Origin of the sequence: Mesorhizobium kowhaii (assembly GCF_003253745.1) — a bacterium.
GTDB classification, from domain to species: Bacteria; Pseudomonadota; Alphaproteobacteria; order Rhizobiales; family Rhizobiaceae; genus Mesorhizobium; species Mesorhizobium kowhaii.
The window spans coordinates 261869-277263 of sequence record NZ_MZXV01000040.1; the positions used below are offsets into that span (position 1 = coordinate 261869).

Here is a 15395-nt window from a genome sequence, read left to right on the forward strand (position 1 = left end):
GGATGGTGTCATCGCTTGCATCCACGGTGCGTGCCGAACCTTATGGCCGGGTGGTCGTCAGGGCAGCGCTTTGGCTGGCCTTCCTGGCGCCGTTCTTCTACCTCTCCTACGGCTTCGCCAACTGGCTGGCGTCGCGGCGCGACGACGTCGGCAGCATCGTGTTCTCCTGGGAGCACAGCATCCCCTTCCTCGCCTGGACCATCGTGCCTTACTGGTCGATCAACCTGTTTTATGGACTGTCGCTGCTGCTCAACGACAGCAGGCAAGGGGTCGACCGCCTAGCAGGGCGTTATCTCACTGCGCAGATCGTCGCCGTTGCCTGTTTTATCCTGTTCCCGCTGACCGCGACTTTCGTGCGGCCTGCAACGACGGGCCTGCCGGGTTTCCTGTTTGCCGTACTTGGCGGTTTCGACAAGCCGTTCAACCAGGCGCCCTCGCTGCACATCGCCCTTTTGGTGATCATCTGGGACCACTGGCGCCACCGGCTCGGCGGCATTCTCCTGCCGCTCTGGCATGGCTGGTGCTTCCTGATCGGCGCTTCGGTGCTGACGACATGGCAACATCATTTCATCGACATCCCGACCGGCGCGCTGCTCGGGTTTTTCGCCCTGTGGCTGTTTCCGCGCACCGGCGAGTTGCCGTTTTCAGGCGCCCGGCTGACCGGCGATGCCAAGGCGCGTCGGCTGGCGCTGTTCTATGCGCTGGGCGCTTTCCTTGCGCTGGCCGGTGCCGCGCTCGGCGCCTTCTTTTCCGGCGTCGCGCTCTTCCTGCTCTGGCCGGCGCTGGCGCTGGCCATCGTTGCCTTCGCCTATGCCGGGGCCGGCGCAAAGGTGTTCCAGAAGACTGCGGAAGGCTATGTGTCCCTGGCAAGCCGGGTCCTGCTTTGGCCCTACCGGCTCGGCGCTGGCGTGAATGTCGCGATATGGACGCGCAAGCTTCCGCCGCTCGTAGCCGTCAGTGATGGCGTCTTTCTCGGCCGCTTTCCAACGGCAAGCGAAGCCAGCGGCTTCGGCACCGTGATCGACCTCGCCGCCGAACTTGAAAAACCGGCAGGAGCGGATTGCCGCTGGATCAGCTTTCCGATGATCGATCTGTTGCCGCCGCCAGTGACGATGCAGCAGCAGGCAGCCAGCGCGCTGGAGAGCGTGCGCCGCGACGGTACCGTGCTGGTCTGCTGCGCGCTCGGTTTTCAGCGCAGCGCAGGCGTTGTCGCCGAATGGCTGGTGGCGACCGGCAGGGCCAGGACGCCAGCGGTTGCCCGCGAGATGCTGATGGCCACCGGCCGGCCGGTTCATCTTGCCGAGGCCACGGAGCGGGTGGCGTCATGACGGGCAATGCCTACCGGGAACGCGCCGATCGCTTCGCCCGTATGCTGATGCAGCAGGCAGCATGGCCGGCTGCGGTTGTGGTGGCCGCCAATAGTCTTGCGCCCCTGGCGGCTTCGGCGCGCGGCGCCTTCGAGACCTTGCCTGCGGCCATTGCGCTGTCGGTCTCAGCCGCGAGCGCCGTTGCCGTGCTGGCGCTGTCGGCGCTTCTGGTGTTCGACGCGCTGTTGTTCCGGCTAATGGCCAGCCACAATGACGAGGCTTCCGGTGGTGCCGCGGTGGATGGCATATTGGCACGCATGCGCCTGAAACCCTCCCCGTCCACGACACGCCCGCTCGACGACCGCATGGCCGGGACGCGCCGCTTGCTGTTCAAGCAGCGCGCGGCCCTGGCCCTGTTTGCCGCAGCGCTTCTGACGGCGGGGTTTTGGGCGCCGCGATGAACAAGCTTTCGCTCAAGACCTTCACCTTGCTGCAGACGGTAACCTCCGTCGGTCTCTCGGCGCTGGCCTGGGTGGTGACCGGGGTGCGTCCGATCTGGAATGGCAGCCTGCCGTCCGACCGGCAGCGCATCTATTTCGCCAATCACACCAGCCATGGCGACTTCATCCTGCTGTCGGCCTGCCTGAGCGAAAAGGAGCGCGCGATCACCCACGCGGTCGCCGCCGGCGAGTACTGGGGAAAGTCGCGGCTGCGCCGCTTCATCGCCGAGGACATGCTGTCGTCGGTGCTGATCAACCGGCAATGGACGAAACCTGAAGAAAACCCGATCGAGATCATGCTGTCGGTTCTCGACCAGGGCCATTCGCTGATCCTGTTTCCCGAGGGCACCCGCAACATGACCGAGGAGCCGCTGCTGCCCTTCCGCTCCGGGCTCTACAACCTGTCGATGGCGCGGCCGGAGGTCGAGCTGATCCCGTGCTGGATCGAGAACATGTCGCGCGTGCTGCCCAAGGGCCAATTCCTGCCGGTGCCGCTGCTGTGCCGCGTCGTCTTCGGCGCGCCGGTGGCGGTGGCTCCGGGCGAAGAACGCCGCGCCTTTCTCGAGCGCGCCCACGCCACGCTTCTGGCGCTCAACCCGCGCCCCGAGCGAGACGATTGATGCGCCACGAGATCTCTATTCTGATTATCGGCCTGCTGGCGGTGCTAACCACTGCCAGCATCGTCGCAGCCATACTTTCGGCGCGGGCGCCAAAGCCGCTCAGTTCAACGCTGGTCAACCTCACCCAGCGCATCAACGCCTGGTGGGTGATGGTGGTGCTGATAACGGTCGCCTTCTTCTTCGGCCGCTACGGCATGACCATCCTGTTCGCGCTGATTTCCTTCGCTGCGCTGCGCGAATTCGTGACGCTGACGCATACAAGCCGCAGCGACCATTGGGTGCTGCTCGGCATGTTCGGCATCATCATACCGTTTCAATACTGGCTGGTGTGGACCGCCTGGTACGGGCTCTTCGTCATCTTCATTCCGGTCTACTGCTTCCTGCTGATGCCGGCCATCACAGCGCTGCATGGCGACACCGAACGCTTTCTCGAGCGGATTGCGGCGCAGCAATGGGCGGTGATGATCTCGGTCTATTGCGTCAGCCATGTTCCGGCGCTGCTGACACTCAATGTGCCTGATTTCGAAGGCCGCAACCTGTTGCTGATCGCCTTCCTGATCATCGTCGTGCAAGGCAGCGACGTGCTGCAGTACATCTTCGGCAAGCTCTTCGGAAAACACCGTTTTTCGCCGAACGTCTCGCCGTCGAAAACCTGGGAAGGCCTGATCGGCGGACTGGTGTCGGCGAGCCTGCTCGGCGCGCTGCTGTCGTTTGTGACGCCCTTCTCGCCGCTGCAGGCGGCAGCCGTGGCCTTCATCGCCTGCTCAATGGGTTTTCTGGGCGGGCTGGTCGCCTCGGCCATCAAGCGCGACCAGGGCGTCAAGGACTGGGGCCACCTGATCGAAGGCCATGGCGGCATGATGGACCGCACCGACAGCCTGGTCTTCGCTGCCCCGGTCTTCTTTCACATCGTGCGCTATTTCTGGACGGTCTGAGTCGGCAAACTCTTGCCCACCGCGATCAGGCCCACCGCGATCAGAGCCGGTTGCGGATGAGCATGGTGACGGCCGCGACAGATGCGGGTCATCAGTCCGACGAAGCCGATGACACCAGCTACCTAGACCAGGATCGCCGTCGAGAACGCGGCGACGAGAAAGGTCATCCTGCGCAAACCCTGAGGGACGCAGCAGACGTCTCCATGAGTAAGTGCCGACGCGACAAGGGTGAGGCTCATCGCTGAACCTAGCCCTTGATGGCATTATTTCCGTGCAGCCGCGCTTCTTTGAAAATCATCTGCTTTGCGTTCGCGTCGGGTGATTGCCGTGATCTCGACAGTGACGTCGGGTTCAACCGAAGAGCCGCAATCGGGCAGGACCTTCTTTGCCATGTCGACCGCTCCTTTGCCGCCCGCCGGACAGGTGAAGGTCGCGGCCCAGTCGACAACGCGGATTTCGTCGGCCGGCCTGGAGATGCGACAGAAAAAGATGGAAATGGTCAATCGAAGCGCTTGCGCAAGCGCTTCGATTAGATTAATTCATTCTCCGTGACGAATTTGGCAGCATAGAACCCACGCCGCCGCGTTCGCCTTCGGAGGACCAGCAACAGCCATTGTGCACACGTCGCGCCCGCGCTTCGTGGCGGCCTGGTGCTGCCTGTCATTTGTCAGATTGAACCGGGAGGAAAACGATGAACATCAAGCAGAATGGACTGTCTCGCCGCACCTTCATGAAGGCTTCCGCTGCACTTGGCGCGACCGCCGTGGCGGCGGCGTCAGGGGTCAAGATGGCGCGGGCCGCGCCAGCCGAACTCAGGTATTTCTACCGGGCGCCATGGCCGTCTTCGGAGGTCTACGCCAACTGGCTGATCGACGAATGGAACAAGAAGAACGGGGATCGGGTCCATGTCACCGGCGCCAGCGTCGACGGCGAGACCTACAAGACCAAGCAGACCATCGAGCTGTCCTCGAGCAATCCACCGGACCTTTTCTATTCCTGGGAAGGCGGACGCGGCAAGGAAATCGTCGACAATGGATTCTCGGCGGATCTAACGCCCTATTATGAAAAATACGGCTGGGAAAAGAAACTCAACCCGGCCGGCGTGACGTTGTCCATCTACAACGGCAAGAAGCATTTCGTGCCGACGGAAATGTGTGCTTCCGTGGTCTGGTACCGGAAGGACATCTACGAGCAGCTTGGCCTCAAGGTTCCCACCACATGGGACGAGCTCATGGCCAACGCGCAGAAGGGCAAGGAGGCCGGCCTCGCCGCCTTCATGCTGGCCAACCAGAAGAAGTGGCCCTCGCAGTTCATGTGGTCGGCAATCCTGGTCAACAAGCACGGTCTGGACGTCTATGACGGGTTGATCAACGGCACCATTCCGTGGACCGATCCGCGTGCCGTCGATGTCACGGCCATGATGCAGAAGCTGGCCACGGACGGCATGTTCGAGCCGTCGTTCAACTCGATCGATCTCGGACCTGCCATGGTGCCGTGGACGCAGGGCAAGGGCCTGCATTGGTATCAGGGCTCGTTCAATCTCGGCCGCTTCCGTGGCGACCAGCCGCAATGCTGCGTCGTTCCCATGGATTTCTTCCCGATGCCGGCATTTCCGGGCAAGAAGCCGGTGATGTCGGTGTTCGCCGAAGACACAATCATGATCCACGAAAACAGCCCCAACAAGGATGCCGCAGCGGAGTTTCTCGACTGGATGGTGTCCGACGAAGCGATGAGCAAGAAGCTCGAGATCGACAAGCCTTTCCCGTCGAACGTCAATTCCAACCTGTCGAAGCTGAGTGAAATGGAGCAGCGCCTCGGCAAGGCGATGGCCGAGTCCGGCTCCTTCACCTTCATGCATGTCGACCATGCCACGCCACCAGCGATTTCGGACAAGTTCCTCGATGGCGTCCAGGGCGTTCTGGCCGGCGCCATGTCGCCTGAAGACGCGATGAAGCTGACCGAGGACGAGGCGGCGCGCGTCAAGAAGTCGTAAGCGCGGACGAACCGGGAGAGGCGCCATGCGCCTCTCCCGTGTCTGCCACGACAGACATGTGCTTCATCGCCAAGGCCGCTATCCGAACCGCCGGAGCCGGGATGTTGGCGACGCCGCATCAACGACGCTGCCCAACCCGTTTCCTGAACCACGGGCCGTTTCCTGAACCAATCGAAAGGCGTGACACCATGGCCAGCAGCGCAAAGCGCTTCGATGATGGCACCTTTATCGGCTACGCCCGCCAGCATGTGTTCGTAACCGTGTTCGGCGTCGCGGTGCCGCTGCTGGTGTTCGCCTGCTTCATCGGCTACCCGATCATCTACACGATCTATCTCAGTTTCTTCGAATGGAACGGCATGGCGCCGCAGAAGAAGTTCGTCGGCTTCGCCAACTACGCCTACCTGTTCCACGACAAGTATTTCTACATAGCGCTGGTCAACAACGCCAAGTGGCTGGTCGTTTCGCTGGTCTTCCCCGTCTCGCTCGGTTTCCTGATCGCCTATGTGATGAAGGCGCGCCTGGTGTTCGCCCCATCGCTGTTGCGCACCATCGTCTTCTTTCCGGTGACCATGTCGCTGATCGCGGTCGGCCTGATGTTCCTCCTGATCCTCAATCCGGTATTCGGCGCCTTCGACACCTTGCTGCGGTCGGTCGGCCTCGGCTTCCTGGTGCATGAATGGTTCGGCGACTACCGCATCGCGCTCTATACGCTGGCGGTCATTTCCGGCTGGGCATTCACCGGCATGCCGATGATCTTCTACTTCGCCGGCCTCGGCGACGTTCCGAAGGAAACATTCGACGCCGCGCGTATCGAGGGCGCGGGACATTGGCGCATGATCCGCAGCGTCGCCCTGCCCCAGCTGCGTCCTGTCACCGCGATCATCGTCATGCTCACGCTGTTCGAATCGCTGCGCGCTTTCGACCTGATCGCCGTGCTGACCAAGGGAGCGCCTTTCGGCATGACCAACGTGCTTGGCTATCTCGTCTACATGGAGAGCTTCTGGAATTCCCGCTTCGGCTACGGCGCAGCGCTCAGCGTCGTCATCCTGGTGATTGCCGGGTCGCTGGCCGCTGTCCTGCTCGGCAAGGTCCTGAAGGGTGCTTTCGATGTCTGACACGACCATGAACGCCGCTGGCCGCAGCCGCCTCCTTGCGGTTTTGCCCAAACTCGCCGCAACCGCCCTCATGCTGGTGCTAGCTGCCGTATGGCTCGGACCGCTGCTGTTGATCGTGATGACGTCGATCAAGTCGAACGCCGAATTTCTGGCGGGGCCGTTCGCCTTGCCGAAGTCGCCGACGATCCAGCCCTACATCGACGTCTGGTTTGGACTTGGGTTCGGCACGCTTTTGAGAAACAGCCTGATCTATGCGACGGCCGGGTCGGCGCTCGCGGTGGCGCTGGCGCTGGTACCCGCCTTCGCGCTCAGCCGTATGAACGTTCCCGGGCGCAAGTGGATATTCGGCCTTTTGCTGACCGGCCTCATGCTGCCGCAGCAGACGGTGCTGATCCCGCTCTACGACACGCTGCGCACATTCCACCTGCTGGATACCAAGATCGGCCTGATCATCGTTCACGGCGTCTATGGAATGCCCTTGCAGGTTCTGATCCTGCGCGGCTTCATGACGACAATTCCACCGGAAATCGAGAAGGCCGCCTATGTCGAGGGCGCGACCGACTTCCAGGTTTTCTGGAAGGTGATCCTGCCGCTGTCGGTTCCCGGCATTCTCGTCGGCTACACGCTGAACTTCATCGCCATCTGGAAGGAATTCGTGTTCGGGCTGGTGTTCCTCAACAGCGAGGACAATTTTCCGGTGACGGTCGGCATGCTGAAACTGAACAGCGACCGCTACCTCGCCGTCTTCAACCTGCCGGCCGCGGGTCTCGTCATCTCGCAGTTGCCGATCGTCCTGTTGTTCATCCTCACCTACCGGCAGATCTCGGGCGGCAATCTCTCGGGCGCCGTGAAGGGCTGATGTCCGCGGGCTTTTTGCAATAAGGAATTTGTAATGGCTGAAGTGTCCCTGAAGGATGTCGAGAAGCGCTACGCGATGGTACCGGTTCTGTCCGGGTTGAACCTGGACATAGAAGATGGCGAATTCACCGTGCTGGTAGGCCCGTCCGGCTGCGGCAAGACGACGACGCTGAACATGATCGCCGGGCTCGAATCGATCACCAGCGGCACGCTGCGCATCGGCGCGCGCGACGTTACCGGGCTGCCGCCGAAGGATCGCGACATCGCCATGGTGTTCCAGTCCTATGCGTTGTTTCCGCACATGACGGTTCGCGACAACATAGCGTTCGGCATGAAGATCAGGAAAACCCCGAAAGCCGATATCGAAACGCAGATACGGCAAGTGGCGCAGCGGCTGCACATCTATGACCTGCTCGACAGACTGCCCAAGGCCCTCTCCGGCGGTCAGCGGCAGCGTGTCGCACTCGGGCGCGCGCTGGTTCGCCGCCCCGGCGTGTTCCTCATGGACGAACCTCTGTCCAACCTCGACGCGAAAATGCGCATCGAGGCGCGCAGTTTCCTGACCAAGATGCATCAGGAGATCGGAACAACGACCGTCTATGTCACGCACGACCAGGCGGAAGCCATGACCATGGGCAGCAAGATTGTGGTCATGAATGGCGGCAAGATCCAGCAGGCGGCAGCGCCGCTCGAAGTCTACAATCGGCCTGCCAACCAGTTTGTCGCCGGCTTCATCGGGTCGCCCGCCATGAACTTCCTGCGCCTTGTGTACGATGGCAGTTCCCTGTCGGACCAGGCCTGCGGACTGCGGATCGCGGTTCCGGAGAACCGGCGCGCGGCGCTTGCTGGCCAGAAGGGAACGATGGTCACGTTGGGCGTGCGCCCAGAACATTTCAGGATCCTGCAGCCCGGCGCCATCCCAGGCGTCGATTCGATCGCGTTCAATGTCGATGTGGTCCAGCATCTCGGCCACGAAATTCTTCTCGACCTCAGCATCGGCGATCACAGGTGCATCGCGCGGCTGCCGCCCAGCGACCGTTCCAAGCTTGGGGAAAGCCGGCTGTTTTCCATCGACATGGACCATGTCCACTATTTCGACGGCGAGAGCGGCAGAAACCTCATTGATTATGGCCGACAACAATGAATAGTCGGCGCGCGGATCGGCGGCCGCGGGACGTTCCCGGGCAGACCGGCGCCGGATTGAGGTGAGGGATGGCGAGAGCGACTGTAACGATCAGCGACGTCGCTCGCCGTGCTCGTGTGTCCACGTCCACCGTATCGCATGTCATCAACGGCACGCGCCTCGTCAGCCCCGAAAAGACCGCCTTGGTGAACGAGGCGATCGCTGCAACGGGATATCAGCCGAATGCGCTGGCGCGGTCACTCGCGCGCAACGTCAGCAACTATGTCGGCATTGCCATATCGGCGATCACCAATCCCTATTTCAGCGACATCATCTGCGCCATCGAGAGCGAGTGCGCGCGCCTCGGCCTGCTGGTCTTCCTCGCCGATACGCGCGACGAGCCCGGTCATGAACTCGCCGTGGTCCAGGCGTTGCAGGAGCGAAGGGTCGACGGCATCATCCTGGCCCCGTGCGGCGATCCCGAAAACAAGACTGTCCGCTATCTGGAGAAGAGCGGCATTCCGACCGTTCTCGTCGACAGGTTTGCCGAGTCCGCCTTCGACCATGTCGGCGTCGAGAACAAGCAGGCCGTCGCCAATCTGGTTTCGCACATGGCGGGACTTGGCCACAAACGGATCGGCATGATCGGGGCCCAGGCAGGGTTTAGCACCACCAGGGAGCGCATCGAAGGCTATAGACTAGGGCTCAAACGGAACGGTATCGATTTCGATGCGGATCTCGTGCAGCCTTCGAACCAGAATTTCGAGGCCACCCAGAACGCGGTGGCAACCTTGCTGAGACTGGCAAATCCGCCGACCGGCATCATCACCGGAAATAACCTGACAACGATCGGAGCCGTGGCAGCGATCCGCAAGGCAGGCCTTAGAATACCGCAAGACATATCGCTTGCCGGCTTCGACGATTTCGAATGGGCGGATTATTTCGAACCTCGGCTGACCTTGATCGCGCAGCCCTGCAACGAGATCGGCCACAGGGCCGCGCAGATGCTTGTCGAACGGATCAACGGATTGTCCGCCGCACCACGTTCTGTAAGGCTGAAATCAACCCTTGTTGTCAGAGATTCCTGCGCCGCCCCAGCTGTTTCCTGATCCCGCATTGCGGAAGACTGATGGTCGACCGCCTTGCGCCATCCAGAGATCGCAGTCGCCTTCGATTGCACGAGAGGCGCAATTTCGATCAAACTGGCCCCGCAGAAAGACGGCAAGATGATCTGGCCAATGCGGGAAAGAGCTCGATGAACCCGACCGAAAAAGCGCTGTGGTTCGTCGAGAGCCATCTGCCCGAAGCGGTCTCGCTCGACGATGTCGCGCAAAGCAGCGGCGTGTCGCGCTTTCATGTGACGCGGGCTTTCGGTGCCGCCACCGGCCGTTCGGTTATGGGCTACATGCGCTCGCGCCGGCTGACCGAGGCAGCGCGCAAGCTGGCTGGCGGGGCGCCCGACATCCTCTCGGTCGCGCTCGACGCCGGCTACAACTCGCATGAGGCTTTCACCCGCGCCTTCCGCGACCAGTTCTGCACCACGCCGGAACTGGTGCGCGCGCAAGGCACGCTCGACAACCTTGACCTCGTGGAGCCAATCCTGATGAACCAGTCCGTTCTTGCCAACCTCGAACCGCCGCGCTTCGAAACCAGCCGGCCGTTCCTGATCGCCGGCCTCGGCGAACGCTACAGCTGCGAAACCAGCGCCGCCATTCCGATGCAGTGGCAACGTTTCGGCCCCTATATCGGCAACATCCCTGGCGAGACCGGCAACGTCGCCTATGGCGTCTGCGTCAACGGCGACGATGCCGGCAATTTCGACTACATCGCCGGCGTCGAGGTTTCCGACTTTTCCGACCTGCCGAAGGAGCTCAGCCGTGTGCGCGTGCCGGCGCAGAAATATGCCGTATTCGCCCACCGCGAGCACATCTCGACCATCCGCCGAACCGTCAACACGATCTGGAACAAATGGTTGCCGGCCTCCGGCCACGAGATCGCGGATGCTCCCGAATTCGAGCGCTACGGCCCCGAATTCGATCCGCGCAGCGGCAATGGCGGGCTGGAGATCTGGATACCTGTGAAGGCGTAGGCGAGATCACGCCATAGGCAATGCCGGCCAGCGATCGACTATCCTGCCGCTGGAAAACACGGCGATCGATCCGAACTGCTGCAGCACGGCCTCGCTCTGCGTCGGGCGCAGGAACGCGTAGTCGCCGGGCTTTGCGGTCGCATCGTGGGGAAGGCCCATGAATTGCTGGTTCGAAGAGAGGCCGAGCAGGCCGCTCGTCTCCATCCCTTCGGGAAAGACCGGCTCGGCCATCCATTTGCCGCCATAGAGATAGCACCCCTTGCGCGGAAACCGGCCGAGCCCCTGCAGCAGGCGGGTGACGGCCGGCGGGCCGGGCAGCATCGGCTCGACGACCTTCAGGATCGGCGTCGCGATAAAGGCTGCCGGCTGGAAGCCTTCGAGGCCGGGCGTATCGAAATCGCTGGGCAGCACAAAGGCCGAGCCCATCGACACCTCGTTGGCCACGCTGCCATGATGAAGCAGCGCGGTCTTGCTGCCGCCGATGTTGAGGATACGGCGCTGCTCGGCGCCGAGGCACGCAACGAAGGCGGTGGCCTGTTCCGAGGCTTTCGCCAACGCCTTGGCGGGCCCGCCGAACAGGCCGGGAATATGCGGCGCATGCGCTTCGTAGGCCATGACGCCTTCGCAATGCAGCCGTTTATGAGCCGGCAGCAACTTAAGAGCCTGCGACAAGGCCTCCGGGCTGGCAAATCCGCCGCGATGCAGCCCGACATCGATCTCGAAAGCAATGCGCAACTCAGTGCCGAGTTCGGCCGCGAGCGCGCCATATTCGGCCAGCCGCTCCTGCGTATCGATCAGCCAGCACACCCGCGACCAGTCGGCGTCCCCTTTCACCAGTGCCGCCCTTGCCGCGTGGACCGGCATCGGCTTGCCGTACAGCATGTCGGCTTTGGGAAATGCCTTCAACACCGCTCCGCTGATCGGCGGATGGAAAGTCATGAAGCGATTGGTGCCTAGAGCCTTGCCGATGTGCGACAGCAGAGGCAGGCAAGCGAGCGACTTGTCGACAAGCCGCACGGCAAGGCCGGGGTCAAGCCTCTCTTTCACCAGTGCAATGTTGCGGTCCAGCCGGTCGAGATCGAGCAGCAGGCAAGGCTGGAAGATGCCGGCTTCCTTCAGCGCGCCCGAAAGAGTGGCGAAATAGGCGCTCATCGTTCGATGCCGAACAGGCCGGCTATGTAAGGCGAGACGAAGCGGTTCTGCGGGTCGATGTCGCGGCGTACCGCCATCGCGTCGTCCCAGCGCGGATAGAGCTTTTTCAGGTCCGCCGCCTTCAGGCTGTGCATCTTGCCCCAATGCGGCCGGCCGCCATATCTGCGGAAGATCGGCTCGGCCGCCCGCATGAACGGCAGCGGATCGCTCGCCGCATCGTGGTGGATGGCGATCGAGCAGGTTTGTCTGTTGTAGAATGGCGAAAGCCAAAACTGGTCTGGTGCGACCGAGCGCACCTCCATCGGGAAATAGACTTCGGGAAAGCGCTTCTCCGTCAGTTCGATGATCTCGGCCAGTACCTTCGGCCCCTCATCGAACGGCAGATGATATTCCATCTCGTTGAACTTGGTCTGCCGGTCGCTGGCATAGACGTTGAGCCAATCCTGCACATAGTCCTCGGCCGGCACCTTCGCGACGGCGTCGCGGATCAGCCGGCGGCGGAGCGACGGTAGCCAGGCGAGCCCGGTGCGCAGCCGGCGCAGCGTCCTCAACCCACCCTCGTCATCCTCGGTCGGACGCGTGGTGGTCGCCGCCGTGCTGAAGTCGCTGGCGATGAACTGCGCATAGCCGGAAAACGGAATGTAGTAGAATTCGGCCGAACGATGCGCGGCCATCATCGTTTCGAAATCGCGCAGCATGTCGGCGATCGGCAGCACCCATTTGCGGCGGCGCAGCCGGTAGGTCGCAATGTTGTTCAGCGTCACCTCGGTCATCACGCCAAAGGCGCCAAGCGCGACGCCGACGGCATGGATCGTCTCCTGATCCCCTGCCCGCTTGAAGTCACGCAACTTGCCCAGCCCGTCGACGATCTGCACCGTTTCAAGCTGCGTGTGGTAGGCGCCGAGCGTAGGTCCCGAGCCATGCGTGGCGGTGCCGAGTGCGCCACCAATCGCCTGGCGATCGATGTCACCCATATTGGGCAGCCCCTGGCCGATGTCTTGCAGGATGTGCATCAACGAGCCGAGCCGGGTCCCTGCCCGCACGCGTGCCTGATGTTTTTCGGTGTCGTGCGAGACCAGCCCTTCCAGCTTCTCCAGGGACAGGATCGTGCCCTCGGATTTCACCAGCGGCGTGAAGGAATGACCGGCGCCGACAACGCGGACCGGGCCGGGTGCGGTGCGAACAAGATCGCCAAGCGCGCCGGCATCGGCGGGACTGGCAACCAGCCGCGGTTCTGCGGTGACGTAGCCGGACCAGTTGCTCCAGGTGTTCGACATGTCGCCTCCTCAGGCAACGGCGCGGCGATGCCGCGACACGAGGAGGAACAGGCCGAGCAGCGCCACGCTGGCAACGGCGCTGGCGGCGGCGAATTCCGGCACCGGGCGAAAATCCTTGCCGTCGATGAGCAGCGACGCCGCGATCGGGCCGATCGCCAGGCCAAAAAGCTGTGCGGCCGGCACCAGCAGCACGGCGGTGCGCGTCTCGTCGGCGGTGATCGCCAAGCGGATCTGGTAAGGCACGATGAACAAGAGGATGAAGCCCATGACCAAGGCGGCAACCCAGAATGTGGTGAGGCCAGGTCCGCTGGCGAGGACCAGCGCGCTGACAAACGCGACGGCACCGATCACGGCGATGGCAAGGCGGTAGTCGATGCGCGCCTCGAACACGGTCGCCGTCATCGCGCCCAGGACCTGAACCGCGAGGCTGGCCGAGACGATCAGGCCGACGGTGCGGCCATCGATGCCGTATTGTGCGCCAAGCGGCTCCAGAAAGGCCCAGACTGCGCCGAAGAACATGAAGTAGCAGAAGACCGACAGCAGCGCGGTGATCGAAGGAACAGTCAGCACATTGGCCAGATTCTCTTCCTTGGGCAGATCGGCATAGTCACCAGGGACCGTGACGGCGACCGCCAGCGAAGCAATGCAGACGACGGCGAGAACGATGAAGCCGCCCGCCGATCCTGCGGCCGGGATGACATAGAGCGCCAGCAGCAGGGCAAGCGCACATTGCGCCAGGGTCTGCATGGTGACGAAATAGCCGCCGATGCGCTCGGCCCGCCGCGAACGCGCAATCAGTTCGGTGGCGACCGCCACCAGGCCGCCCTCGGCGAGGCCAGCCAGGGCGCGGGCCGCAATCAGCATGTTGGCGCCAGCGGCATAAGCCGTCCAAAAATTCGCCAGCGCCAGCAGGAGCAAAAGGATCGCACTTTTCCAGCGCATGTTGCGGGCCGAAAGCAGCATTGCCACAACGGCCGAGCCGATGGCGATGGCGATCATCTCGGCGGTGGCGACCAGCGCCAGTTCGTCGCCGCTGACATGGCCTTCGGTGTAAAGGGCGCCGAGCAGCACCGGCTGCAGGCCGAGGATGAGCAGGCCGACCGAGCCGATCCACAGGGCCGAGGCAAGCTGTCCTGCGGTCGGATTGCCGACCAGCCAGTCGCTGTTTCCGGTATGCGCGTCACCAGATGCCAAAACCGCCTCCCAACGTCCCTTGCCGTGCCGCAAAAAAGCTGACAACCTATCAGTATTCAAAAACTGATACTTGATCATATTATTTTGTCAACCATGGAGCCGGAATTGTCGCGGAAGATCGGTGCATGACGGAAGCAAGGCGAACAGTGACAAGGCTCAGGCGCAAACCCAAGCAGGAGCGCAGCCGCGAGCGCATCGACGCGATCCTGTCGACAACCATGCGGCTGATCGGCGAAAAGGGCATCGACGCCGTCACCATGAAGGAAGTCGGCATGCTGGCGGGCGGGCCGATCGCCACCGTCTACCACTATTTTCCCAACAAATCGGCGATCCTGGCGATGCTCTACGAGCGGTTTTCCGAAGTCAGCCGGGCACGATTGACTGCGATCATCGCCGACATCCGCGAGGCCAAGGACGTGATCGTGGCTGCCGACCGGTTGCTTGACGACTATCTCAGCCGTGTCGCCGGCGATCCGGCCATCCAGGATCTGCAGAACGCCATCCAGGCCGACAAGGCGCTCAAGAATCTCGACATCGCCGAAACCCGGCATCAAGCCAAGATGTTCTGCGACCATGTCGTCGCCCTGCTCGAACCCGAGAAGCGCGAGCAGTTCGAACGCATGGTTCTCCTGATCTTCCAGCTAGCCGGTGGTGTAGTGCGCCTGGCGCTTGCCGAGGGCAAAGCGGAAAGTCGCCAGACCATCGAGGACTACCGGTCGATCATCCACACCCAACTGCGGCTCTTTCTCTAAGCAGACTCCGCTCGCTTCGCCATCGCGCTGTCTGCTTAGGTTTCTTTGTTTGCCGCAGGTTCTTGTCGCAAAACCGTGGAACACTTTTGCGGAACCTGCTCAGTGGTCGTGGCGACACCGCCCCGTGCGAATTTCGCGCGTTTCGACAGCGTGTCGCGCCTTGACACTGGCAGGCCAGCGGCCTATTTCAGCGCCACGTTAGCACTCGCCATTGGTGAGTGCTAACCATACGTCCGGCGCCGCCGGATGGAGGAACTGTTCTCACCGTTCTCATCGAGGAAGAAAAAATGGCAAAGTCGAAGTTCCGCCCGCTTCATGACCGCGTGGTCGTTCGCCGGGTCGAATCCGAATCCAAGACCGCCGGCGGGATCATCATCCCCGATACGGCAAAGGAAAAGCCGCAGGAAGGCGAGATCATCGCTGTCGGCTCCGGCGCTCGTGACGAAGCCGGAAAGCTCGTCCCGCTGGACGTCAAGGCCG

Annotated in this window: 16 protein-coding genes; 12 read left to right on the forward strand and 4 right to left on the reverse strand. The window is 62.5% G+C overall.

The features are described 5' to 3' along the window. Positions 1–2: 2 nt before the first annotated feature. Genes B5V02_RS20280 through B5V02_RS20295 form a run of 4 tightly spaced genes read left to right on the forward strand, consistent with a single transcriptional unit; the run spans position 3 to position 3362 of the window. Positions 3–1328, forward strand: a complete 1326-nt coding sequence (locus B5V02_RS20280; RefSeq protein ID WP_111545925.1) for a phosphatase PAP2/dual specificity phosphatase family protein — start codon at positions 3–5, stop codon at positions 1326–1328. Continuing rightward, positions 1325–1768, forward strand: coding sequence for a hypothetical protein (locus tag B5V02_RS20285; protein WP_111545887.1), 444 nt, complete (start codon positions 1325–1327; stop codon positions 1766–1768). Before B5V02_RS20280 ends, B5V02_RS20285 begins: the two co-directional genes overlap by 4 nt. Continuing rightward, a complete protein-coding gene (locus tag B5V02_RS20290) occupies positions 1765–2427 on the forward strand; it encodes a lysophospholipid acyltransferase family protein (protein ID WP_111545926.1) in 663 nt (220 codons plus the stop codon). The genes B5V02_RS20285 and B5V02_RS20290 overlap by 4 nt, the downstream gene beginning before the upstream one ends. Further along, entirely contained in the window at positions 2427–3362 is a 936-nt protein-coding gene (locus B5V02_RS20295) for a phosphatidate cytidylyltransferase (RefSeq protein ID WP_111545888.1), read from the forward strand. The genes B5V02_RS20290 and B5V02_RS20295 overlap by 1 nt, the downstream gene beginning before the upstream one ends. A gap of 263 nt (positions 3363–3625) precedes the next feature. On the opposite strand, the gene B5V02_RS42285 is transcribed toward B5V02_RS20295, so the two are convergent. Next, entirely contained in the window at positions 3626–3754 is a 129-nt protein-coding gene (locus B5V02_RS42285) for a hypothetical protein (protein ID WP_281004958.1), read from the reverse strand. Positions 3755–4053: 299 nt separating this feature from the next. Here B5V02_RS42285 and B5V02_RS20305 point away from each other — a divergent pair, with 299 nt between their 5' ends. From B5V02_RS20305 to B5V02_RS20330, 6 genes are all read left to right on the forward strand, one after another. Further along, the gene (locus B5V02_RS20305; RefSeq protein ID WP_111545927.1) at positions 4054–5355 is read left to right on the forward strand and encodes an ABC transporter substrate-binding protein; all 1302 of its coding nucleotides are present in this window, start codon (positions 4054–4056) and stop codon (positions 5353–5355) included. 188 nt (positions 5356–5543) lie between these two features. Continuing rightward, entirely contained in the window at positions 5544–6470 is a 927-nt protein-coding gene (locus tag B5V02_RS20310; protein WP_167458572.1) for a carbohydrate ABC transporter permease, read from the forward strand. Then, positions 6463–7329: a carbohydrate ABC transporter permease gene (locus B5V02_RS20315; protein WP_111545891.1), complete on the forward strand. Its 867-nt coding sequence runs from the start codon at positions 6463–6465 to the stop codon at positions 7327–7329. Before B5V02_RS20310 ends, B5V02_RS20315 begins: the two co-directional genes overlap by 8 nt. A gap of 33 nt (positions 7330–7362) precedes the next feature. Then, a complete protein-coding gene (locus tag B5V02_RS20320) occupies positions 7363–8472 on the forward strand; it encodes an ABC transporter ATP-binding protein (RefSeq protein WP_111545892.1) in 1110 nt (369 codons plus the stop codon). Positions 8473–8540: 68 nt separating this feature from the next. Further along, positions 8541–9560 carry a LacI family DNA-binding transcriptional regulator gene (locus B5V02_RS20325; protein ID WP_111545893.1) on the forward strand — a complete coding sequence of 340 codons (1020 nt, stop codon included), beginning with the start codon at positions 8541–8543 and terminating at the stop codon, positions 9558–9560. 146 nt (positions 9561–9706) lie between these two features. Continuing rightward, entirely contained in the window at positions 9707–10540 is an 834-nt protein-coding gene (locus tag B5V02_RS20330) for an AraC family transcriptional regulator (protein WP_111545894.1), read from the forward strand. Positions 10541–10546: 6 nt separating this feature from the next. Here the strand turns inward: B5V02_RS20330 and B5V02_RS20335 are convergent, their stop codons facing one another. From B5V02_RS20335 to B5V02_RS20345, 3 genes are read right to left on the reverse strand one after another with little or no spacing between them, the layout of a single operon-like run. Then, positions 10547–11692: a DSD1 family PLP-dependent enzyme gene (locus tag B5V02_RS20335; RefSeq protein ID WP_111545895.1), complete on the reverse strand. Its 1146-nt coding sequence runs from the start codon at positions 11690–11692 to the stop codon at positions 10547–10549. After that, on the reverse strand, positions 11689–12969 hold the full coding sequence (locus B5V02_RS20340) for a D-arabinono-1,4-lactone oxidase (protein WP_111545896.1): 1281 nt from the start codon (positions 12967–12969) through the stop codon (positions 11689–11691). The genes B5V02_RS20335 and B5V02_RS20340 overlap by 4 nt, the downstream gene beginning before the upstream one ends. Positions 12970–12978: 9 nt before the next feature. Continuing rightward, positions 12979–14163, reverse strand: coding sequence for an MFS transporter (locus B5V02_RS20345; protein WP_111545897.1), 1185 nt, complete (start codon positions 14161–14163; stop codon positions 12979–12981). A 125-nt stretch (positions 14164–14288) separates the two neighbouring features. Here B5V02_RS20345 and B5V02_RS20350 point away from each other — a divergent pair, with 125 nt between their 5' ends. Together B5V02_RS20350 and B5V02_RS20355 are read left to right on the forward strand one after the other, a co-directional pair. Next, positions 14289–14915, forward strand: a complete 627-nt coding sequence (locus tag B5V02_RS20350; RefSeq protein WP_111545898.1) for a TetR/AcrR family transcriptional regulator — start codon at positions 14289–14291, stop codon at positions 14913–14915. 287 nt (positions 14916–15202) lie between these two features. Next, positions 15203–15395, forward strand: a 193-nt coding sequence (locus B5V02_RS20355) for a co-chaperone GroES (RefSeq protein ID WP_111545899.1), incomplete at its 3' end; no start/stop codon positions are given.